Origin of the sequence: Rhodococcus sp. NPDC078407 (assembly GCF_044542515.1) — a bacterium.
In the GTDB taxonomy this organism is placed as follows: Bacteria; Actinomycetota; Actinomycetes; order Mycobacteriales; family Mycobacteriaceae; genus Rhodococcoides.
The window spans coordinates 80,802-100,795 of record NZ_JBITUQ010000018.1; the positions used below are offsets into that span (position 1 = coordinate 80,802).

25 protein-coding genes and 1 riboswitch are annotated in these 19,994 nt (G+C 65.6%); of the genes, 10 read left to right on the top strand and 15 right to left on the bottom strand.

Annotated elements, in window-relative coordinates; genetic code table 11:
• Position 1: 1 nt before the first annotated feature.
• From ACIGGF_RS18145 to mnhG, 3 genes are read left to right on the top strand one after another with little or no spacing between them, the layout of a single operon-like run.
• A complete protein-coding gene (locus tag ACIGGF_RS18145; protein WP_397522591.1) occupies positions 2 to 634 on the top strand; it encodes a Na+/H+ antiporter subunit E in 633 nt (210 codons plus the stop codon).
• Positions 631 to 888 carry a monovalent cation/H+ antiporter complex subunit F gene (locus tag ACIGGF_RS18150; protein ID WP_397522550.1) on the top strand — a complete coding sequence of 86 codons (258 nt, stop codon included), beginning with the start codon at positions 631 to 633 and terminating at the stop codon, positions 886 to 888. The genes ACIGGF_RS18145 and ACIGGF_RS18150 overlap by 4 nt, the downstream gene beginning before the upstream one ends.
• A gap of 22 nt (positions 889 to 910) precedes the next feature.
• Positions 911 to 1,249 (top strand): monovalent cation/H(+) antiporter subunit G, encoded by a 339-nt coding sequence (mnhG, locus tag ACIGGF_RS18155; RefSeq protein ID WP_397522551.1) that lies wholly within the window; start codon positions 911 to 913, stop codon positions 1,247 to 1,249.
• Positions 1,250 to 1,259: 10 nt separating this feature from the next.
• On the opposite strand, the gene ACIGGF_RS18160 is transcribed toward mnhG, so the two are convergent.
• The 4 genes from ACIGGF_RS18160 to ACIGGF_RS18175 form a co-directional block, all read right to left on the bottom strand.
• The gene (locus tag ACIGGF_RS18160; RefSeq protein ID WP_397522552.1) at positions 1,260 to 2,390 is read right to left on the bottom strand and encodes a glutamate--cysteine ligase; all 1,131 of its coding nucleotides are present in this window, start codon (positions 2,388 to 2,390) and stop codon (positions 1,260 to 1,262) included.
• 1 nt (position 2,391) lies between these two features.
• Positions 2,392 to 3,108, bottom strand: coding sequence for a superoxide dismutase[Cu-Zn] (gene sodC / locus ACIGGF_RS18165; protein ID WP_397522553.1), 717 nt, complete (start codon positions 3,106 to 3,108; stop codon positions 2,392 to 2,394).
• 177 nt (positions 3,109 to 3,285) lie between these two features.
• Positions 3,286 to 3,834 carry a LytR C-terminal domain-containing protein gene (locus ACIGGF_RS18170; protein WP_397522554.1) on the bottom strand — a complete coding sequence of 183 codons (549 nt, stop codon included), beginning with the start codon at positions 3,832 to 3,834 and terminating at the stop codon, positions 3,286 to 3,288.
• A gap of 60 nt (positions 3,835 to 3,894) precedes the next feature.
• Entirely contained in the window at positions 3,895 to 4,233 is a 339-nt protein-coding gene (locus ACIGGF_RS18175) for a DUF3263 domain-containing protein (RefSeq protein ID WP_032380761.1), read from the bottom strand.
• 389 nt (positions 4,234 to 4,622) lie between these two features.
• Between ACIGGF_RS18175 and ACIGGF_RS18180 the strand changes: the two genes are divergently transcribed.
• From ACIGGF_RS18180 to ACIGGF_RS18190, 3 genes are all read left to right on the top strand, one after another.
• Positions 4,623 to 5,225 carry a peptide deformylase gene (locus ACIGGF_RS18180; RefSeq protein WP_397522555.1) on the top strand — a complete coding sequence of 201 codons (603 nt, stop codon included), beginning with the start codon at positions 4,623 to 4,625 and terminating at the stop codon, positions 5,223 to 5,225.
• A 62-nt stretch (positions 5,226 to 5,287) separates the two neighbouring features.
• Complete coding sequence (locus tag ACIGGF_RS18185; protein WP_397522556.1) at positions 5,288 to 6,163, top strand: GNAT family N-acetyltransferase; 876 nt, start codon at positions 5,288 to 5,290, stop codon at positions 6,161 to 6,163.
• A gap of 49 nt (positions 6,164 to 6,212) precedes the next feature.
• The gene (locus tag ACIGGF_RS18190) at positions 6,213 to 7,013 is read left to right on the top strand and encodes an exodeoxyribonuclease III (RefSeq protein ID WP_397522557.1); all 801 of its coding nucleotides are present in this window, start codon (positions 6,213 to 6,215) and stop codon (positions 7,011 to 7,013) included.
• Here ACIGGF_RS18190 and ACIGGF_RS18195 read toward each other — a convergent pair.
• From ACIGGF_RS18195 to ACIGGF_RS18205, 3 genes are all read right to left on the bottom strand, one after another.
• The gene (locus tag ACIGGF_RS18195; protein WP_397522558.1) at positions 6,983 to 7,579 is read right to left on the bottom strand and encodes a hypothetical protein; all 597 of its coding nucleotides are present in this window, start codon (positions 7,577 to 7,579) and stop codon (positions 6,983 to 6,985) included. The genes ACIGGF_RS18190 and ACIGGF_RS18195 overlap by 31 nt on opposite strands.
• An 84-nt stretch (positions 7,580 to 7,663) precedes the next feature.
• Positions 7,664 to 8,014, bottom strand: a complete 351-nt coding sequence (locus ACIGGF_RS18200; protein WP_397522559.1) for a GNAT family N-acetyltransferase — start codon at positions 8,012 to 8,014, stop codon at positions 7,664 to 7,666.
• Between the two features lie 103 nt (positions 8,015 to 8,117).
• A complete protein-coding gene (locus ACIGGF_RS18205) occupies positions 8,118 to 8,444 on the bottom strand; it encodes a GNAT family N-acetyltransferase (protein ID WP_397522560.1) in 327 nt (108 codons plus the stop codon).
• Between the two features lie 291 nt (positions 8,445 to 8,735).
• On the opposite strand from ACIGGF_RS18205, the gene thiD reads away from it, so the two are divergent.
• Entirely contained in the window at positions 8,736 to 9,590 is an 855-nt protein-coding gene (gene thiD, locus ACIGGF_RS18210; protein WP_397522561.1) for a bifunctional hydroxymethylpyrimidine kinase/phosphomethylpyrimidine kinase, read from the top strand.
• Here thiD and ACIGGF_RS18215 read toward each other — a convergent pair.
• The 7 genes from ACIGGF_RS18215 to thiO all read right to left on the bottom strand — a co-directional run bounded on the left by ACIGGF_RS18215 (position 9,552) and on the right by thiO (position 15,945).
• Entirely contained in the window at positions 9,552 to 10,373 is an 822-nt protein-coding gene (locus tag ACIGGF_RS18215; RefSeq protein ID WP_397522562.1) for an adenylate/guanylate cyclase domain-containing protein, read from the bottom strand. The genes thiD and ACIGGF_RS18215 overlap by 39 nt on opposite strands.
• A 37-nt stretch (positions 10,374 to 10,410) precedes the next feature.
• Positions 10,411 to 11,877 carry a M20/M25/M40 family metallo-hydrolase gene (locus ACIGGF_RS18220; protein ID WP_397522563.1) on the bottom strand — a complete coding sequence of 489 codons (1,467 nt, stop codon included), beginning with the start codon at positions 11,875 to 11,877 and terminating at the stop codon, positions 10,411 to 10,413.
• A gap of 25 nt (positions 11,878 to 11,902) precedes the next feature.
• Positions 11,903 to 12,673, bottom strand: coding sequence for an ABC transporter permease (locus ACIGGF_RS18225; protein ID WP_397522564.1), 771 nt, complete (start codon positions 12,671 to 12,673; stop codon positions 11,903 to 11,905).
• Complete coding sequence (locus ACIGGF_RS18230; RefSeq protein WP_397522565.1) at positions 12,673 to 13,635, bottom strand: ABC transporter ATP-binding protein; 963 nt, start codon at positions 13,633 to 13,635, stop codon at positions 12,673 to 12,675. The genes ACIGGF_RS18225 and ACIGGF_RS18230 overlap by 1 nt, the downstream gene beginning before the upstream one ends.
• Positions 13,636 to 13,890: 255 nt before the next feature.
• On the bottom strand, positions 13,891 to 14,676 hold the full coding sequence (locus ACIGGF_RS18235; RefSeq protein ID WP_397522566.1) for a thiazole synthase: 786 nt from the start codon (positions 14,674 to 14,676) through the stop codon (positions 13,891 to 13,893).
• 4 nt (positions 14,677 to 14,680) lie between these two features.
• Entirely contained in the window at positions 14,681 to 14,896 is a 216-nt protein-coding gene (gene thiS, locus ACIGGF_RS18240) for a sulfur carrier protein ThiS (protein ID WP_397522567.1), read from the bottom strand.
• The gene (gene thiO, locus ACIGGF_RS18245; protein ID WP_397522592.1) at positions 14,893 to 15,945 is read right to left on the bottom strand and encodes a glycine oxidase ThiO; all 1,053 of its coding nucleotides are present in this window, start codon (positions 15,943 to 15,945) and stop codon (positions 14,893 to 14,895) included. The genes thiS and thiO overlap by 4 nt, the downstream gene beginning before the upstream one ends.
• Positions 15,944 to 16,057, bottom strand: a riboswitch (TPP riboswitch). (Overlaps the previous gene by 2 nt.)
• Positions 16,058 to 16,092: 35 nt before the next feature.
• On the opposite strand from thiO, the gene thiE reads away from it, so the two are divergent.
• Positions 16,093 to 16,785, top strand: a complete 693-nt coding sequence (gene thiE / locus ACIGGF_RS18250; RefSeq protein ID WP_397522568.1) for a thiamine phosphate synthase — start codon at positions 16,093 to 16,095, stop codon at positions 16,783 to 16,785.
• Here the strand turns inward: thiE and ACIGGF_RS18255 are convergent.
• Positions 16,782 to 17,618, bottom strand: a complete 837-nt coding sequence (locus tag ACIGGF_RS18255) for an NUDIX hydrolase (RefSeq protein WP_397522569.1) — start codon at positions 17,616 to 17,618, stop codon at positions 16,782 to 16,784. The genes thiE and ACIGGF_RS18255 overlap by 4 nt on opposite strands.
• A gap of 86 nt (positions 17,619 to 17,704) precedes the next feature.
• On the opposite strand from ACIGGF_RS18255, the gene ACIGGF_RS18260 reads away from it, so the two are divergent.
• Both ACIGGF_RS18260 and ACIGGF_RS18265 read left to right on the top strand, forming a co-directional pair.
• Complete coding sequence (locus ACIGGF_RS18260) at positions 17,705 to 19,009, top strand: hypothetical protein (protein WP_397522570.1); 1,305 nt, start codon at positions 17,705 to 17,707, stop codon at positions 19,007 to 19,009.
• Positions 19,006 to 19,977 (top strand): glutamate ABC transporter substrate-binding protein, encoded by a 972-nt coding sequence (locus ACIGGF_RS18265; RefSeq protein WP_397522571.1) that lies wholly within the window; start codon positions 19,006 to 19,008, stop codon positions 19,975 to 19,977. Before ACIGGF_RS18260 ends, ACIGGF_RS18265 begins: the two co-directional genes overlap by 4 nt.
• Positions 19,978 to 19,994: the final 17 nt, after the last annotated feature.

The following is a 19,994-nucleotide window of genomic DNA, read 5'->3' on the forward strand; positions in this document are numbered from 1 at the left end:
GATGAACCGCTCCTTTCTGCTCCGCCTGTGGACCCTCGCCTGGCTGACCGCCATCTGGGTTCTGTTGTGGGGCAACGTCTCTGCGGCGAACATCCTCGGCGGTATCGGGGTGGGCTTGCTCATCATGGTGTTGCTGCCGTTGCCTCGCGTTCCGGTCGAGGGCCGCATCCATGTGTTCTCGCTCGTCAAGCTCGCCGTCGTGTTCCTCTACTACGCAGGGGAATCGAGCCTCAGCGTGGCCTGGCTTGCAATCCGACCCAAGGCTCCGCCGGTCACCGGAGTACTGCGCTGCCGCATCGCGATCAAGTCCGATCTGGTGCTCACGCTGTTCGTCGACGCGATGAACCTGGTCCCCGGCACCATGGTGCTCGAGATCGACCGAACCAGGCGCCTGCTGTACGTGCACGTCCTGGATATGGGAACCCAAAAGGCCGTCGACGGCTTCTATGCCTACGTGCGCAACCTCGAGAAACTCTTCATCGCGGCGTTCGAGCGAGACTCCGATTGGAAGCCGAGCCCGCTGCACTACCAGGAGTACGAGCAGTACCACGGCGTGTTCGGCGACGACCCGGTCCAGGAAGTTCCTCGGGACGACAAGAAGACCGACGACAAAAGAGAGGGGGACTGGACGTGACCGTCGTACTCGCCATTGCCGGCACCCTCTTGATCGCCGCGGCAATTCTCACCGCATATCGACTGCTCGACGGCCCCAGTACGCTCGACCGACTCGTCGCGATGGACACGATTCTCGCGGTGTCGATGTGTGGGCTCGGCGTGTGGTCCGTCTACAGCCGCGACACCACCCTGGTACCGGCCATCGTCGCACTGTCGCTGGTGAGCTTCGTCGGATCGGTCAGCATCGCACGATTCAGGGTGAGGGACGAATGATCGATACAGCGAGGAACGAACGATGACCGCAGCCCAGTGGATCGCCTCCGTCTTCATCCTGTTGGGAGCGCTGTTCGCCTTCACGGCCGCCGTGGGCATCGTGCGCTTCCCCGACACCCTGTCGCGGATGCACGCGGCGACCAAGCCGCAGGTCGTCGGCCTGATCATGGTGTTGGTCGGGGCCATCATCAGCCTGCGCGGCAACGTCGACATCTGGATGCTCGTGCTGGTTGGCATCTTCACCCTGGTGACCGCTCCGGTGATCGCGCACACGGTCGGACGCGTCGCGTACCGCGAGCAGAGGGGCCGTGACGGCCTGTTGATCGTCAACGAGATGGAACCGACCGAATCGGATCAGTAGCGCGATCGAATCAGGTCCGGAGTTCGTCGACCAACGACTTCACGACGGCGCGCAGATCGCCACCGGACTGTGCAGCCACCGCACGCTGGCGTTGGTACGACGCCCCGCGGCGGGGAATGTCGGCTACCGCGGACAACTCGTCGACGCAGTTCAATCGAACGGCCGTCGGCGTCAACTTCTCGAGCAAATCGTGCAGATCGTCGGTGACCAGGCGCTCGTTGCTGCTCGAGTCCAGGATGATCTCGGCGTCGAGGCCGTACCGAGCCGCTCGCCACTTGTTCTCCTGCACGTGCCACGGAGGAATGGACGGCAGGGTCTCCCCCGCTTCGAGTCGCTCGTCCAGGTGAACGATGAGGCAGTGCGTCAACGCGACCAGGGCCGCGAGTTCACGCTTGCTCGACGCCCCGTCGCACACTCGGACCTCGATGGTTCCCCACTTCGGCGCGGGGCGAATGTCCCAGTGCATGCCGCCGAGTTGCTCGATGACACCGGTCTTGAGCTGGTCGCGAACAAAACCCTCGAACTGCGACCAGTCCTCGAACTGGAACGGCAGACCGGCCGTCGGTAGTTGCTGGAACATCAGCGCCCGGTTGCTGGCGTATCCGGTGTCGTTCCCGGCCCAGATCGGCGAGGATGCCGACAACGCCAACAAGTGCGGATACTGCAGCAGGAGCGAGTTCAGGATCGGAAAGACCTTGTGGGGCGACGAGACCCCCACATGCACGTGGACTCCCCAGATCAGCATCTGCCGCCCCCACCACTGGGTGCGAGCGATCAACTCGTCGTAGCTCGGCGAGCTGGTGAGCTGCTGGGTGGACCACTCGGCGAACGGGTGCGTGCCCGCCGAGAACAGGTCGATTCCCAGTGGGTCCGCAGCGCGGCGCACCAGATCGAGCGAGCCGCCCAGGTCCTCCATCGCTTCCCCGACGTTCTCGCACACCCCGGTGACGAGCTCGACGGTGTTGCGCAGCAACTCCTTCGTCACCCGCGGAGTGTCCCCGGCCAGGTCTCGGACGCCGTCCATGACCGCCTCGGCGGAGTTCACCAGATCTCGCGTGTCCTTGTCGACCAGTGCGATCTCCCATTCGACGCCGAGCGTCGGCCGCGGTGAGCCGGGGAAGTCGATCCGAGGAGCGCTCAAATTACTGCAGTACCGCGCACGCAGCCCGACCACCGGCGTCACCGGTCATCAGCGTTGTCATATCCGGTACCGCAGCACCGTCCGGGAGTGTGTAGCGCGGCGGAATGTTGGCGAAGTTGTCGGCACCCTCGTGCACGATCACCGAAGTTCCGGCCCCGTCCGCACGCAGATCGTCGAGCGTGATCGCGTCGGTGGTGGTGACGAGCGTGCCGGTACCGTCCTCGCCGACCTGCAGCGATGTCAGGTCGCCGCTGGACGGGTGCTCGGTGCGGCCGTCGACCTGCAGGTGTCCGCCCGAAGACAGGAAGGCACCCGGCTCCCCGCCGGTGGGTGCCACGGAGTTGGCCTCGCACACACCGACGGTGTGTACGTGGAAGCCGTGAAAGCCGGGAGTCATATTCTCGACCTCGGCGGTGACGGTGAGCTTGTCTCCCTCGGCCGCGAACGTCACCGTGCCCACCTCGGCACCCGCAGCGTCACGCAACGCGCCTTCGATGGAATCGGCCGACCCCGACTCGGACTCCGCCCGGCCGTCGCCTGCCACCGCTTCGGCCGACGGATCCGATTCACCCGTCCAGACCGGCGGGACGGTGCCGGGTACGTCGGACGCAACCTCACCGCTGTTGCAGGCCGAGAGCCCGAGTGCTGCGATCGCGAGGACCGGCACCGCATAACGCATCGATCGGGTGGCAGGGGTGCGTCGCTTGAACATGTCCATCGGAAATCGCTCCTCTATCAGGCAGTTTCGCCGGGCTCGGAAATAATAACGTGCCGCCCGATTCGACCGAACCGGGCGGCTCGTCGACGTGCAGCACTGTCGGGTCTAGAGAACTACTGGGTCATGGAACTACTGCGTCATGGAACTACTGGGTCATGGAACTACTGGGTCATGGAACTACTGGGTCATGATGACGACCACGCCGGCCGTGGATTCAAGTGAGGCCGGTTTGGGCTCGGCCCCGACCCCGAGTTGTGTGGCAATCGACTGCGCGGCCTGTTCCTCGCCTGCGACGGTTCCGTAGTACACCGCTGTCTGGGCGAACTGCTCCTCGCTGAAGTTTCCTGTCCCGGCGACGTTGAAGCCCTCGGCCGTCAACGTCTCGGCCGTTCCGGCTGCAAGACCGGAGACGTTGGAATTGTTGAGTACCCGCACTTCGACGTCGGCGGACGCCACCGAGGTGGTGGCGGCTGACGTGGTGGGGACCGCGGAGCTCGTCGTCGCGTCACCTGCGGGTACCTGGGCTGCGGGAACCTGCGCCGTCGGCGCGGCAGCGGACGGTGCGCTGGTGGTCTCCGCGGCGGTGGTCTCAGCAGCGGTGTCCTCGGAGTCGGAACCGGTGAGCGAGAGTGCACCGATGGCCGCGAACAGGATCGCGAGCGAGATCAACACCATGGCCAGGGCGCGCAGTGGTGGTCCGGTCTGTTCCGGGTTGGGGCTGCTCACGTAGTCGACACTAGCCGACCGTCGACGATGCCCCTCGAACCCGCCGACCGTGGGGCCTGCTCAGACGTCGAAACCGAGCCTGCGTGCAGCACGAGCCTTCTGCCGACTCGCCCGTAGGCGGCGAAGGCGCTTGACGAGCATCGGGTCCGCGGCGAGCGACTCCGGACGATCGACCAATGCGTTCAGGATCTGGTAGTAGCGGGTGGCCGACATGGAGAAGAGTTCCTTGATGGCCTCTTCCTTGGCACCGGCGTACTTCCACCACTGCCGCTCGAAGGACAGGATGTCGTGCTCTCGTCGACTCAGGCCGTCCGCACCGACTTCGTTCGGATCCTGCGAGCCGTCCGAACTTCCCGGTTGTTGAGCCTGGTTCGAGTCACGCGCTGCTGCGCCGTCCATCCCACTCCTCGACTTCTCGACTCCCTGGGTCTGCACGAACATCGAACTCGTGCGAGACAGACCCTGGGGAAATCTGCTTCCCCCGGTACTGCCGGCACCCGTACGAGCACCGACCTAATTACACAGTTGTACTTCGAGAGTCATTCAACCATGCTCGACCCCCGCGGCCCTGCTCTCGCGAGGTACCGGCGCGTGGCGTGTTCCACGAGCACCGGCAGCACACCGGCCACATGCACAACCGGGTCATTCCGCGGGCTCCACTCCCGGCGCCACCCCCGACTCTGGGTCATTCCGCAGGCTCCACTCCCGCACCACTTGGGTCATTCCGCAGGCTCCACCCACAACTCTGGGTCATTCCGCAGGCTCCACTCCCGGTATCCTTATCGACCATGGCAATTCTTCCCATCCGGATCGTCGGCGATCCGGTGCTGCACACCGCAACCGCTCCGGTCACCGAGTCACCCGCCGAGCTGGCCGAGTTGATCGCCGACATGTACGAGACGTTGGCCGCCGCGAACGGCGTCGGTCTCGCAGCGAATCAGGTGGGCATCGGCAAGCGCCTGTTCATCTACGACTGCCCCGATCAGGGCGAGGACGGCAAGGTTTTCCGCCGCCGCGGCGAGGTCGTCAATCCAGTGCTCGAGACATCCGAGATCCCCGAGACCATGCCCGATCCCGACGACGACGACGAGGGCTGCCTGTCGGTTCCCGGTGAGCAGCACCCCACCGGCCGCGCAGACTGGGCCCGGGTGACCGGCACCGATGCGAACGGCGATCCCGTCGACATCGAAGGGAAAGGCTTCTTCGCGCGGATGCTTCAACACGAAGTAGGCCACCTCGACGGTTTCCTCTATACCGACGTGCTTATCGGGCGACACGCGCGCGCCGCGAAGAAGGCAATCAAGCGTGCCGGCTGGGGCGTTCCGGGACTGAGTTGGACACCCGGCACCGTCGACGATCCGTTCGGCCACGACGACGAGGACGAAGACTGACCGTTCCGGTGGGTACGCGGGTGATGCTTCGCTACCGGTTGCCGCCCGGGCATACCCATCCGATGACGGACGTGATCGGCGAACTGGTGGCGTTCGACGCCGATGCCCTCTCGGTCCGCGCCCGGGACGGCGTGTTGGTACGTGTAGCCGCCGATCGCGTCGTGGCGTTGAAACCGTTGGGTCCCAAGCCGATTCGGACATCGGAGATCAGAGCGCTCGAGGCGGCGGCCGCGGACGGGTGGCCTGGCGTCGAGCGTGAGTGGATCGACGGTTGGCAACTGCGCTTCGGTCACGGTTTCACCGGTCGCGCCAATTCTGCATCGCCCCTCGAGCCGGGCGCATCGACGACGGCCGAGACGCTGACGCGGATTTGCGGCCGATACACCGCACGAGGACTGACGCCGACGCTGTCGCTGCCCGATCGTCTCGGCACCGTCCCGGCCGGATGGACGTCCTACAACGAGACCGCCGTCATGGCCGCTGAGATCACGAATCTGACTCTGCTCGAGACTGATTCGAATACCGTCGTCACCACAGAACCGACCTCGGACTGGTTGACATCTCTCCACTACCAGGGCCGAGCAGCACCTCACGGGGCTGCAGAAGTGGCATCGGCGGTACACGAGGGCACGCTCGGTTTCGGCGTGCGCGCGTCGAGAACCCACGGCACGCTCGCGGTCGGCCGAGCGGCCGTCACCACCGCACCCGACGGTCGATGCTGGGTGGGCCTGACCTCGCTCTGGGTCGCTCCCGAGCATCGCCGCAACGGGCTGGGCACAGCGATGTGCAGCGAGCTGGTGCGGTGGGGACGCGAGAACGGCGCAACACACGCGTACCTGCAGGTGGCCGTCGACAACACCGTCGCTCACTCGCTCTACCGAGATCTGGGCTTCACCGACCATCACCACTATCGCTACGCGCGACCGAATTCACTCTGACGCGATCGGACCGACACTCTGTCGGCGGCGTTCTATAGGGTTCCTTCCCGTGCGCGTGGCTACCTGGAATGTGAACTCCGTCCGCTCTCGTCAGGATCGAATTGTCGACTGGCTGCAGCGGTCCGACGTCGATGTACTCGCGATGCAGGAAACCAAGTGCAAGGACGCGCAGTTTCCATACGAGCGCTTCACCGACATCGGGTACGAGGTGGCCCACGTCGGACTGAGTCAGTGGAACGGCGTCGCGATCGCGTCGCGCATCGGTCTCGATGACGTACAGGTCGGCTTCGAGGATCAGCCCGGATTCAGCAAGGATCCCGAGATCGACCCCGCTCAGGAAGCTCGCGCAATCGGAGCCACTTGCGATGGCGTGCGCGTGTGGAGCCTCTATGTGCCGAACGGCCGCGAGCTCGCCGATCCGCACTACACCTACAAGCTCGAGTGGCTCGCCGCACTGAAGGCCGACGCTCAGGCGTGGGTCGCGGCCGATCCGCAGGCGCAGATCGCGCTGGTGGGTGATTGGAACATTGCGCCCACCGATGACGACGTGTGGGATCCCGCCCTGTTCGAGGGCAAAACTCACACCTCGCAGGCCGAGCGTGATGCGTTCACCGCGTTCTCCGACGCCGGGTTCACCGAGATCACGCGTCAATTCACCCCCGAGCCCAGGACGTACACCTACTGGGACTACACGCAGTTGCGGTTTCCGAAGAAGCAGGGCCTGCGTATCGACATGGCTCTGACATCACCCGCTTTGTCCGCTCGAGTGACCGGTGCGTCGATCGACCGCGAGGAACGCAAGGGCAAGGGAGCCAGCGATCACGCCCCGGTGATCGTCGAGATCGGCTGATCGGGCCGGATCGAACTGCCGGCCACCGCCCGAGCGGCAAGGATCGCTCCCACCGCAATCAACAACCCGTGCGCAATTCGCGCGGCCGGCGGAGTGTAGAACTGCGGGAGAAACAGCACGAATCCGATGGCCAGAACCATCGCGTAGCGATTTCGTAGCGCGAACATCACCAGCCCGACGGCGATCAGTACGAGCCCGAACCCGAACATGACCGACTGAACGAGCGAGTAGCGAATCGGATCGGCGAGGTCTATCAGGCCGGGGTTGGCGTTGGCTGCGGCCTCGACACCCAGTGCATGCAGCGCGAAGGTTTCCGCGCCGTAGTACGGGAGCACCAGCCCGACGCCTACCCAGGTGGAGATCACGGCGAGATCGGACCGTCGACCGCCGTACAGGACAGCCAGTCCGAGTGCGATGAAGCCGAGCATGGCGAACGTGTGGGAAAGCACCCAACTCGCGGACGCGAAGGCGTCGGCTCCAGCGCTGCCCACCTCGTCCGAGTAGGGCCGCAATGCGGGGTAGAGGGCGAACATGAGGCCGATGAAGAGGTAAAGAGCTGTACGCATCGGGAGTACCAACCTTTCGAGAGCGGCGCTCTCTTCAGGAAGCAGTATTCACCCTTTACGTACTTCAGGCAAGAGCAGTGCTCTCTATTCGGCAATCAGGTCCATGAATTCTTCGTGTTGCGCCAGGTAACGCCGGACGTAGGTGCAGATCGGGACGATGCGCCACTGCCGATCACGCGCGGTGTTGAGGGAGGCTCGTACCAACACCCCGGCCCACCCCCGGTCGCCGTATTCCTCCTTGACGACGGTGTGCATCAGCGCGACGACGGGATTGTCCCCCGCATTGCCGTCGCCGAAGCGGTAGCCGAGAATTCCGACGAGCTCGTCGTCGACGAAAAGATCGAATCTGCTGTGATCGGCGTCGTCCTCGATGAGGACGACGGGTCGCTCCACAGGGGGCTGCGTGGCAGATCGGCGAGAGATGATGTGACTCATGTCACTTATGAGACCAGTGTTACCTGTGTGACGCGAGAAGAGTGCCTCGATCGTCGCCGAGTCGAGGCCTTAATGTAACCGGCCGAGCGGTGTGAACGAATGCTCAGATCGCGACGAGCATGTCGTTGTACTCCGGGTTCGCCGCGGCGAATCGCTGCACGTAGGTGCAGACCGGCCGAACCTTCCAACCGTAGGAGCGCGCACTGTCCAGCGCTCGCCGCACCAGGATGCCGGCCAGACCCTGATGGCCGAAGTCCTCGGTGACGACGGTGTGCATGAAGGACACGACGTGCGTCCGTGTCGCGCGGGTGCCGTTCCCCTCCACTTCGAAGAAGCCGACGATCCCGACGAGATCGCCGTTCAACCGAAGCTCGAACCGGTTCTGGTCTTTGTTGATCGAGACATCAGCGCTAGGAGAACTCGCAAGCATGGGACGCCTCCTTCGCTGTGTGTGGAGTGGTGAACGAATGAATCGAATGTGACGTGCACCACTATTAAACATGCGTTCGGTGGCCCTGTCACCTTTTCTACCAACAAACCTTCGGCTGCGTAGGTTTGTCCGTCCATCCCCACTCGAATGCTGGTATCGGTCATAAGTGGCCCTGTTCGACGTTGTGATACAACAACATTCGTTACGGCTACACGTTTCGGTCGATTGATCACAGGTTCGGGTTCGGCCACCGAAACCGACGCCTGTACCTCGCCGGTACTGTCGTCTCTCGTGAAGTTCCTACCGCTCACGCCCAACGGCGAGACTCCCGTCCGCGCGCTGACGATTGCCGGAACCGACTCCGGCGGCGGTGCCGGAATTCAGGCGGACAGTCGCACGATGGCCATGCTGGGCGTCCACGTGTGCGTTGCCGTCGCAGCAGTGACGGTTCAGAACACCGTGGGCGTGACGGGCTTCCACGAGATCCCACCCGAGATCGTCGCGGCCCAGGTTCGCTCCGTCGTCTCGGACATCGGCGTCGGCGCAGCGAAGACCGGGATGCTGGCGTCCACCGCCATCATCGAGTCGGTCACGGCCGTGTGTACCGAGGTGGGTATCGGACGCGACCAGCCGGTCCCCCTGGTCGTGGATCCGGTGTGCGCGTCGATGCACGGGGATCCGTTACTTCATGCCGAAGCCCTCGACGCCATCCGCCACACCCTGTTTCCCATTGCCTCGCTGGTGACCCCCAACCTCGACGAAATCCGGTTGATCACCGGCATCGAGGTGACCGACGACGCGAGCGCTCACCGCGCCGCCGAGGCTCTGCACGCGCTCGGCGCGCAGTGGGCCCTGGTCAAGGGCGGGCACCTGCGCACGTCGACCCACAGCACCGATCTACTGTTCGACGGCGATACCTTCCTCGAATTCACCAGTGACCGCATCGACACCGGCAACGACCACGGCGGCGGCGATACTCTCGCCGCCTCGATTGCATCGGCACTGGCACATGGATACTCGATGCCCGACGCGGTGGCGTTCGGCAAGGAGTGGGTCACGCGTTGCCTGGCCGCGTCCTACGACCTGGGTGCGGGGCACGGCCCGGTGTCACCGCTGTGGCGACTGCACGAGTCGGAAGATTCGTAGGTCGTCGGGAGCGCCCTTGATCTTCGGCGCGAAGAAGCTGCGGCGATAGGGCTTGGAGACGACGTCCACCGCGTCGAGCACCTCGAGCGGAACCGCGTCGAGTGCCGCCGCGGAGATCATGACGTTGCCGTTGCCGCCGGTTTGCATCACCCGGGCGGCGACGGTGACGTCGACACCGAGCCAGTCCGATCCCACCTGACGCGGACTGCCGGTGTGAATTCCAACCCGCATCGTCGGGGTGTACCCGTCGACGTTCACGGCGGTGAGTGCTTCTCGTGCCGCGAACACGGCCTCGACGGCTTTTCCCGGATCGGTGAACACGGCCATGATGCCGTCGCCCAGCCTTTTCACGACGTGGCCCCCGCGGAACACGACCTCGGGTTCGACGGCTTTGGAGGCCCTTCGGAGCAGTGTCAGGGTGGCGGTATCGCCTGCGCGCAGTGACCAGGTCGAGAATCCGACGAGGTCGGTGAAGACGATGGTGACGTCCTGTTCGCCGCGGCCACGGCCGGCCCGCTCCAGGATCGCCTGCCATACCTGCAGGGCACCGAGGCCCACTTCGCGGGAAGCGCCCGGTTCGTCGTCGAGTCCGTTCGCAGCCAGGAACCTGTCGGCGACGCGGGCGACGGCCAGTGCCCTGCCTGGACCGTCGATCGACATCGGATCACCGAACGTGGGGTCGCCGGGGAGTGCGCGACGCACGCGCCGGACCGCCCCGACCACCGTGGGCGCTCGGTTGGTGGTGCGGACCCACTCCACGACCGTGGAGACCACTGCGTTCACAGCATCGAGCGTAACCCACGGTTACACATACTTCGGCTCACCCTTCGGCGCGCGCAGCGTCGCGGGCGGCACCGACCGGTACCCCGTTGGGGCCCTCCACCGACTGCGCGTAAACGCCGATTCCGTAAGCCACCGCCGCGCCGTTCTTCGCCAGTGCGGCGCGGTCGACGTTGGCCAGGGTGTCCTGGTCGGTGTGGTAATTCTCGTCGAAGGTCTGATCCGCGGTGCCGCCCCACTTCTCGGCCTGCTCGGCGGTCTTGTTCTCGTCCGCGCCGCTGAAGACACCGCCGGCCGGGATGCCGACCTCGATGAACGGGCCGTAGTCGGAACGACCGTCGAAGTCGGTGCCGTCGACAGCGACTCCCTCGGTGGCCAACCGCTCGACGAACGTCCGCTCGATGGCGTCGGATCCGGCCGGTCCGGCGGGCTCGCCGACCTGGTCGGAGTCGTCGCCGTCGTAGGCGAGGTAGCCGGCGTTGGTCGAGCCGATCATGTCGAAGTTCAAGTACAGCGCGATGTTTCGCTTGTCGTCGTCGGACAGGCCCTCGACGTACTTCGTGGAGCCGACGAGGCCGTTCTCCTCGGCACCCCAGAACGCGAACCGAACCGCGTTGGTCACCTCGGGTGCACTGCCCATCTGCAGTGCCGTCTCGAGCACTGCTGCGGTGCCGGTTCCGTTGTCGTTGATTCCGGGGCCGTCGAGCACACTGTCGAGGTGCGCGCCGGTCATCACCACGTTCTCGGTGGAACCGGTGGTGGTCTGGGCAATGATGTTGCGACTGGTGGTCGTCTCGGTTTCGGTGACGAGCGTCAGCGTCACCTCGGGTGCGGCGAGCACGGCCGCGCCGTCCTCCTGGCTGACGCCGCCGGTCGGAATCTTCGCGGTCTCGGAGTCACCGAGTGTTCCCGAGTCGAGCGGTCCGGGTTCGTTGTTGACGATGATCGCGGCGGAAGCACCCAATTCGGCGGCGACGGTCTGCTTCGCGCCGAACGGACATACTCCGCGCGGCACGACGGCGACGGCACCGGCCAGATCCAGGCCCGCGTAATCGGCTGCCTCGCACCCGTCGGCACCGGCGGGGGCTCCGACGACGCGTGCGGTGATCCCCTCGGCGGTGGTGGTCGGCGAGTAACTGAGCGCGAACACCGGAATCTCGGTGCCCGCCAGCGACAGGGTCTGCGTCTGCGCCTCGAAGGTCTCGAACTCGAACTCCGGGGTGGTCACCTCGAACCCGGCCGATTCGAGTTGCGAGACAACGTAATCGACACTCGCGTCGTATCCGGCGGTACCGGCGGCACGGTTTCCGTCGTTCTCGGCGGCGATGGCTTCCAGTTCTTCGAGGTGGCCGACGAGGGCATCCTCGGTGACCGCCTCGGACAGACCCTGACCGTCGGGTGTCGCAAAAACTCTGGCCGGTTCCTCGCCCCCCGAATCGGAGGAGGACGAGCAACCGGCCAGAATCAGAACGGCGACGGCGCTACCTGCAAGCAAGGAAATCCGCATAGCGGCCACCCTACCCAGATGGGCGTCAGGCGTCCCGGCGATTGACGACGAGCACCGCTACTCCGAAGATCACCGCAGTGAAGACGACGAAGTAGATCAGACTGCCGATCGGGCCCCAGTGAAAGTCCACGCCCGACGAGCCGCCCAGGAAATGGTCGGCGTTCTGGAACGGCAGGAACGGCTGAATCTTGTCGCCGACCTTCGGGATGAGTCCGACGAGGCTCTCGATCAGCAACGGCCACAACAACAACACGGCGATTGCGCCGGCGGACTGACGGATCAGTGCACCCACTGCCACCGCGAGAACGATCTGCACGAACGCCAGCACGGCAGTGCCGTAGATGACGCGCCAGGTGCCGTCGACGTCGAAGCTCAGCAGCGCACCGGCTTCTTCACCTGCAATCGACTTCGCCAGGAACAACGCACCGAATGCCAGGATCAACGACAGTACCGCGCCGTACACGCCGACGATCAGTGCCTTGGCCCCGAGCACCGACGCGCGATTGGTGACCGCCTGGAACGTGGTTCGGATCAGGCCGAAGCGGTACTCACTGGTGACCGTAAGGGCCGCGAGGATCATCAACACCATGATTCCCAGCCCGCCCACACCGCTGCCGACCACGTCGTACGCGGTAGTCGGCGGAAGCCCCTGCGGCGCATCCGGGCCGATCGCGGTCTTCGCGGCCCACCCGAGGATGGCTCCGAAGCCGAGCCCGAACACCACCACGATCGCGCTGCACCACCACGGCGATTTGGTCGACGTGAACTTGATTCTTTCTGCTGCCAAGACACCCATCAGAGTGCACCGCCCATCGCTTGCTGAGAATTCTGCTCATCGGCTCCCGAGCCGTGGTACTGCACTGTGTCTCCGGTGAGTTTCATGAATGCCTCCTCGAGCGACCCTCGCTGAGAGGCCAACTCGTGCAACGTTATTCCGGCCCGTCCGGCGATATCGCCGATGGCGTCGGTCGTGGAGTTCAGCACCACGAGCGAGGGCTGGAGTTCATCGGTCTTGTCCGGCTCACGCACGGTGAGGCCGGCTGTGGTCAGGGCCTGACGGAGCCCGTCGAGCTGAGGGCTGCGCACGCGCACCGACGCTTCGGAAGCGTGGTCGATGAATTCCTGCACCGAAGAATTGGAGATCAGCTTGCCGCGTCCGATGACGATGAGATGCTCAGCAGTCTGGGCCATCTCGGAGAGCAGGTGGCTCGAGACCAACACGGTGCGACCCTCGGCGGCCAAGCGCTGCATGAACTTTCGGATCCAGACGATGCCCTCGGGGTCGAGGCCGTTGACCGGCTCATCGAAGAGCAGAACTTTAGGGTCGCCCAGCAGAGCGCCGGCAAGGCCGAGCCGCTGCGACATGCCGAGCGAGAATCCGCCCGCATTCTTCTTCGCGACGTCGGTCAGGCCGACCAGCCGCAACACCTCGTCGACGCGAGACTTGGGAATGCCGTTGGACGCGGCCATCCATTCCAGGTGTGCACGCGCAGACCGGTTGGGGTGCACCCATTTGGCGTCGAGCAGAGCGCCGACGGTTCGCAGTGGCTGCTTCAGGTGGCTGTAGCTCTTGCCTTCGATCGTCGCCGTGCCCGAGGAGGGACGGTCGAGACCGAGAATCATCCGCATCGTGGTCGACTTGCCAGCGCCGTTGGGCCCCAGGAAGCCGGTCACGATGCCGGGTTTGATGGTGAAGGTGAGGTTGTCGACCGCCGTCACCGCTCCGTATTGCTTGGTCAGTCCTGTCACTTCGATCATGGGATCCACCTTCCCCGATCGCGAGCGTCGACACATCGCCCCACAGTCGCTTCTTCCATCATCCTTTCGGATGACACACACCCTGAGACAGCTGCCTGTTGCGTCGGTGACACGAGGTCGCAGTCGCAAACGCGTGCGCGTTCGCCAGGTGCGCGGAGAATTGCCGTCGGATACTCCACTACTCCGCTCGCGTTTCGCAAACGCGCGCGCGTTTGCCGGGACTGAGACCGGGCCGGGACCAGGGCGGCGCGCTGATTACATGGGTGAGCTGGCCTGCGCCCAGAATCGTTTCGGGATTCGGCCTGCGTGGCGCGCCTGGTATCCCGCAGCGACCGCGTGACGCATCGCCGACGCCATCAGGGCGGGATCCTTCGCCCTGGTCACCGCGGTCGCGAGCAGCACCGCGTCGCAGCCGAGTTCCATCGCGAGGGTCGCATCGCTGGCGGTGCCGATGCCTGCGTCGAGGATCACCGGCACCGACGCGGCGTCGACGATCATCTCGATGTTGTGGGCGTTGGCGATGCCGAGGCCGGTGCCGATGGGCGAGCCGAGCGGCATGACGGCCACGCAGCCGATGTCCTCGAGACGCTTGGCCAGCACCGGGTCGTCGGTCGTGTACGGCAGTACCTGGAAGCCGTCGTCGACGAGTTGTTCTGCGGCCTTGACCAATTCGATGGCGTCGGGCAGCAGCGTTCGCTCGTCGGCGATCACTTCGAGTTTCACCCAGTCGGTCTCGAGCGCTTCACGCCCCAGCTGCGCGGTGAGCACGGCCTCGGCCGAGCCGCGGCATCCCGCGGTGTTCGGCAACGGCGCGATGTTCAATCTGCGCAGCAGATCCAGCACTCCCGTGCCACCGGCGGCGTCGACGCGCCGCATCGCGACGGTGGTCAGTTCGGTTCCGGACGCGACGAGGGCGTCCTCGAGCACCGCCAGGTTGGCCGCTCCCCCGGTGCCGGTGATGAGACGAGAAGTGAACGTGCGATCGGCAATCTTCAGGCCAGGAGTGGAGCCTGCGGAACGACCGGTACTTTCTGTCGACATGCCGTCATCCACCCTGAACCGCCGTGAGAATGTCTATGGTCCAACCCTTTTCGACGTCGGTGGTGTCCCACCGACTCTTGGGCAGCACGGCACCGTCGACGGCGACGGCGATGCCCTTCTCGGGCATGCCGAGAAATTCGAGCAGCCGACGCATGGTCATGTCCTCGGTGAGCAAGTGATCCTCACCGTTGACGGTGATGCCGATCGCGACCTGTGTCATGGTGTCCTTTCGATCTGTGAGAAGCGTTCGGGTGTCGCTGCTTTCGCCTCGGGCAGCGTCTCGCCGGAGACCAGTGCGGCCACTGCATCGGCGGTGATGGGTGAGAGCAGGATGCCGTTGCGGCCGTGGCCGGTGGCGACGATCAACCGGGGTGAGAGCCTGCCGATGATCGGCAGTCCGTCCGGGCTCATGGGCCGCAGACCGGCGGCCGTTTCGTACAGCTCGTATTCGCCGATGCTCGGCATGAGTCGTTCGGCGTCGGCGATGAGGTCTCGTACTCCGGCGACGGTCACCTGGGTGTCCTCACCGGATTCGTATTGTGTTGCGCCGACGACCAATCCGTCGCCGCGTGGCACCAGGTAGATCGCTCTGCCGTGCACGGTTCCGCGAACGGTGCGAGACGGCGGCGGCGCGGCGCTGGGTCGACGACGCAGTCGTAGGATCTCGCCCTTGACCGGCCGGACCGGCAAGGTCGGCCACAGCGCGGCGCAGCGAGAACCGGCAGCCAGGACCACCTGATCGGCGTCGGGAATGGTGTCTACCGAACGACCGGAGAGCTGCACTCCGGCGTCGATACATCCCTGCTCCAGCGCGGAAACGAGGGCCCGATTGTCGACGGAAAGCTCCGTCGGCGCCAGCAATCCGAGCCGAATGTTCTGCGCCAGAGCAGGTTCGAGCTCACGCAGCTGCGCCCGGCCCAGAATCTCGAGTTCGTGGCCCTGTTCGCCCACCCATTCGGCGATGGTCCGCAGGTCGGCGGCATCGGCGGAGTCGAGGGCAACCGTCACCGATCCGGTCGAGGAGAACACCGAGGGTCCGGGGAGTTGTCGGGCGAATTCCGGCCACCGCGCCAGTGACGCAGCTCCGAGATGCAGCAGTTCGTGTTCACCGGGCCAACCCTCGGACAACGGTGCCAGCATGCCGCCGGCGACCCAGGACGCGCCTTTACCCAGCGCGGGATCGTGCACCTCCACTCGGTGACCGTCCCCGGACAGTCGCAGCGCCGTCGACAATCCGATGACGCCTCCGCCGATCACGACGATGTGCACGCGATTCACGTCCTCACTCCCTGCGCCCGCATGATCGGGTTCAGGTATTGACGGTAAGGGCGGCGAACCCACTCTCAGCCCCACGAACCCTGGGACTCCCGCGATCAATCTTCGTTTTACAGCCACCATGAGAATACAGTTCGGTTTGTGCATCCATCTCAGACCGCCCGCAATCAGACTCCCCGTGAGCGTCTTGCGTCCGCTCGCCTCTACCTGTGTACCGATGCCAGGCGCGACAAGGGCGATCTCGCCCAGTTCGCCGAGGCCGCGTTGTCCGGTGGCGTCGACATCATCCAGCTGCGCGACAAGAACTCCGCCGGTGAACGCGAATTCGGTCCGCTCGAAGCCAAGGACGAGCTTGCTGCGCTGGCCGTTCTGCTCGCCGCCACCAAGCGGCACGGTGCCTTGCTGGCCGTGAACGATCGCGCAGATCTCGCGTTGGCCGCCGGTGCCGACGTGTTGCATCTGGGCCAGGGCGACCTGCCGGTGCACTACGCGCGTCGGATCCTCGGTCCGGACGTGGTGATCGGTCGCTCGACGCAGAATCGGGCGCAGTCCTCGCTCGCCGCGATCGAGGACGGCGTCGACTACTTCGCCGTCGGCCCGGTGTGGCCCACGCCCACCAAGCCCAATCGGTCCGCTGCTGGTCTGGAAACTCTGCGGGCCACCGCGGACGCGCTCCCGGAGCGGCCGTGGTTCGCCATCGGCGGGGTCGACGCCACCAATGTGGATCAGGTTCGAGCGGCCGGTGCCGACCGCATCGTGGTGGTTCGAGCCATCACCGAGGCCCGCGATCCGCAGGCTGCCGCCCGTTCACTGGTTCAGGCGCTACAGGCTTAGAGCCACGCCAGCACCGACGACGGCGTCAGCACCTGCACCGATTCGGGCAACCGGTCGCGCAGTCCGCGGTCGGCAGTGACCAGCGCCGTCAGATCCCCGTCCCGGTGAGCCTGCGCGGCAAGGGTGTCGTCTCCGCTGCCGTCGGCCACGATCACCGGGATGCGCGGGTCGTCCACCACGGCGCCGCGGGCCTGACCTTCGAGGACCGCTTCGATGCGGGTGAGCCAGCCGTATTGGCCACCGGGTAGTTCGACGGTGCGTGGCAGCGTCTCGGCCAGCGAGGTGAGCAGAGCCCCGGTGGATCCGGCACGGTCCTTCCACCATCCGTTCGGCCGTGAACCCAGCACGTTGGCGGTGTCCAGCAGCACGCGCAGCGGCACTGTGCGCAGCAACGGCCAGCTCGACGCGAACCCGGGATGCAGCGGAAGATCGGCGACGATCGATTCCGGCACCCAGCGCAGTTCGGTGCTCTCGCCGTTGGGCACGGTGGTCAACGGATGGTCGGTATCGGCGACGACGGTGGTGTACGACCAGCCGCTGGCGACGCTCGCGGTGACCCGTTCGCTGCGAACGCACAGCTGTTCGGCGGCGATTCCGGCTTCCTCGTGCGCCTCGCGAACGGCCGCGTGTTCGGTGCTCTCGTGAGAATCACGGGCCCCACCCGGCAGCGCCCACGTTCCGCCCTGATGGCTCCACAGCGCGCGATGCTGCAGCAGAACGAGAGGTTCTCCGGAGTCCGACGGTGCCCGAAGCAGCAGTCCGGCGGCACCGTGTTTCCCCCAGTGCCGAGAACCGTCGTCACCGATGACCCACCCGTCCCCGTCACCTCGCATGGTCACCACCCTAGGGGAATCATCGGCCGGTAGTGACTGCGCTGTAGTGGCTGCAGTACGGCCCGCCTGCTTATATGCTCGGGTGCGTGATCGCGGCCGGCACCACCCCCTCCGCTGCCGTGCCTCCGACGACGGCCACCCCGGTCGGTGCTGCCGCCGGCAAGCCGCCGATGCGCCACACGATGCGCTCGACGCCTGCCCGTCTGGTCGCGATGGGACTCGCCCTGGTGGTGCTGTCGTTGACGGTCGGGAATCTCGCGTCCACCGCGGTCACCGAGCGGGTGGAGACCTTGGGGACGCTGCTGGTGCGGACCGAGCCGTTCGCGAACTCGGCACAGAATCTGTACGGAGCCCTGTCGGTGGCCGATGCAGCGGCGGCCACCGCGTTCATCGCCGGCGGACTCGAGCCGCCGGAGGTACGCGAACGCTACTCGCAGGCGCTCGGCGAGGCGTCGTCCGAACTGATCGCCGCCTCGGCCGGAGTGACCGAGAACGACGAGGCCACCAGTGCGGTGCTGACGCAGATCGCCGCCGGACTGCCCGTCTACAGCGGACTGGTCGAGACAGCCCGGGCCAACAACCGGAGCGGAAACCCGGTGGGCGCGGCGTATCTCGGCGAGGCGTCGACCTCGATGCAGACCAGCCTGCTGCCCCTGGCCGAGAAGTTGTACACCGAGCAGGCATCGCGGGTGTCCGCCGATCAGGAGCGCTTCACCAGCCCGCCGTTCTTCGCCATCGGTTCCGTGGTGTTTCTGCTGATGATGACCGGTCTGGCTCAGTGGTACCTCTCGCGGACCACGCGTCGAACGTTGAACGTCGGATTCCTCGGTGCCACAGTCGCTGTCGCCGGTTTGCTCGGGTGGATGCTGGTGGTGGGAGTGATCTCCTCGATCGCCACCGACCGCGCCCTGGATCGTGGCGTGTCACCGCTGAAGTCCTACACCACCGGCTTCATCATGGCGCAACAGGCCAGAGCCGACGAGACTCTCGATCTCGCGCGCCGCGGCGGCAGCCAGGATTACGGAGAATCGTTCGACGCCAGCATCTCTCGGATGTCGCAGATGTTCGAGGGAGACGCCGCGGTGATCGACGCACTCAACACGTGGTCCGCGTCGCATGCACGCATCGACTCCGCGCTCGACGCCGGCGACTTCAACGGTGCCGTCGCCATCGCCGCCGGTACCGGTCGGTCCGATTCGGCGGCCGCCTTCGCGGCGTTGGACGGCGTCCTGGTCGACGGCATAGAGAATGCTCGACGCGAACTCCGGTCCAACATCGACCGTTCGGTGTGGGTGCTGTCCGGCTTGTCCAACGGCGCGTTCGTGCTCACCGTCGTCGCCTCGGTGGCGTTCGGCGTCGGCTTGTTCCCAAGATTGCGTGAGTACCTGTGAAACGCCTGCTCGCCGTCGGAATCCTGACCACCGCTCTGCTGGTCGGCTGCGCGCCGCCGGAAAGCCCTGCGCCACAGGTCGATACGACGTTCACCGAACCGCCGCTACCGGACGGCGCATCCGTGGCCGCTCGGCCCACCGAGACCCCCGCCGACGACGAATGCGCCCGTCCCACCGCGAGCCTGCGCCCACTGCCGACCGGAACGGACGCCCCGCCGGTACCGCAGCCCACCGTCGACGCACTGCGCGCAGAGGGCCGCTTGGTCGTCGGACTCGACACCGGCAGTAATTTGTTCAGCTTCCGTGATCCGATGAGCGGGCAGCTGGTGGGGTTCGACGTCGACATCGCGCGGGAAATCTCACGAGACCTGTTCGGCGACCCGAACCGGTTGGACTTTCGCATCCTGACCTCCGCGCAACGTCTGGAAGCTCTGCAGAATTCGACGGTGGACATCGTGGTCAAGACCATGACCATCACCTGCGCTCGCCGCCAGGACGTGCAGTTCTCCACCGTGTACTTCCAAGCGCAACACCGCATTCTGGTGGTGCAAGGGTCCGGCATCCGCGGTGTCGACGACCTGGCGAACAAACGCGTCTGCGCCGTCGAAGGAACCACCTCGCTTCGCAGACTGCAGCGAGTGCAACCTGCGGCAACCGTGGTCACGGTGCCGATGTGGTCGGATTGCCTTGTGGTGCTTCAACAACGACAGGTCGACGCCATCAGCACCGACGACGCCATTCTCGCCGGCCTGGCTGTCCAGGATCCGTACCTCCAGATCGTCGGCGAGAGCTTGAGCCCGGAACCGTACGGGGTCGGGATCAATCGAGAGAGCGAGGATCTGGTGCGATTCGTCAACGCAACGTTGGCCCGCATCCGCGCCGACGGCACCTGGAACAGCATCTACAACCGGTGGCTGACGGTGCTCGGCCCCTCTCCCGGTCCCCCCAGCGCGTCGTACAGCGACTAGGGGCCGACATGACGGAC

Excerpts from the sequence above, each read along its gene's own strand:
- ACIGGF_RS18230 (WP_397522565.1), bottom strand. The coding sequence starts at position 13,635 with ATGATCGAAGTGACAGGACTGACCAAGCAATACGGAGCGGTGACGGCG.
- ACIGGF_RS18255 (WP_397522569.1), bottom strand. The coding sequence starts at position 17,618 with ATGCGAGGTGACGGGGACGGGTGGGTCATCGGTGACGACGGTTCTCGG.
- ACIGGF_RS18200 (WP_397522559.1), bottom strand. The coding sequence starts at position 8,014 with ATGAGTCACATCATCTCTCGCCGATCTGCCACGCAGCCCCCTGTGGAG.
- thiS (WP_397522567.1), bottom strand. The coding sequence starts at position 14,896 with ATGACACAGGTCGCGATCGGCATCACCGTCAACGGTGAGGATCACTTG.
- ACIGGF_RS18195 (WP_397522558.1), bottom strand. The coding sequence starts at position 7,579 with ATGCGTACAGCTCTTTACCTCTTCATCGGCCTCATGTTCGCCCTCTAC.
- ACIGGF_RS18205 (WP_397522560.1), bottom strand. The coding sequence starts at position 8,444 with ATGCTTGCGAGTTCTCCTAGCGCTGATGTCTCGATCAACAAAGACCAG.
- ACIGGF_RS18145 (WP_397522591.1), top strand. The coding sequence starts at position 2 with ATGAACCGCTCCTTTCTGCTCCGCCTGTGGACCCTCGCCTGGCTGACC.
- ACIGGF_RS18235 (WP_397522566.1), bottom strand. The coding sequence starts at position 14,676 with ATGTCGACAGAAAGTACCGGTCGTTCCGCAGGCTCCACTCCTGGCCTG.
- ACIGGF_RS18180 (WP_397522555.1), top strand. The coding sequence starts at position 4,623 with ATGGCAATTCTTCCCATCCGGATCGTCGGCGATCCGGTGCTGCACACC.
- ACIGGF_RS18185 (WP_397522556.1), top strand. The coding sequence starts at position 5,288 with ATGACGGACGTGATCGGCGAACTGGTGGCGTTCGACGCCGATGCCCTC.
- ACIGGF_RS18225 (WP_397522564.1), bottom strand. The coding sequence starts at position 12,673 with ATGGGTGTCTTGGCAGCAGAAAGAATCAAGTTCACGTCGACCAAATCG.
- ACIGGF_RS18175 (WP_032380761.1), bottom strand. The coding sequence starts at position 4,233 with ATGGACGGCGCAGCAGCGCGTGACTCGAACCAGGCTCAACAACCGGGA.
- mnhG (WP_397522551.1), top strand. The coding sequence starts at position 911 with ATGACCGCAGCCCAGTGGATCGCCTCCGTCTTCATCCTGTTGGGAGCG.
- sodC (WP_397522553.1), bottom strand. The coding sequence starts at position 3,108 with ATGGACATGTTCAAGCGACGCACCCCTGCCACCCGATCGATGCGTTAT.
- ACIGGF_RS18220 (WP_397522563.1), bottom strand. The coding sequence starts at position 11,877 with ATGCGGATTTCCTTGCTTGCAGGTAGCGCCGTCGCCGTTCTGATTCTG.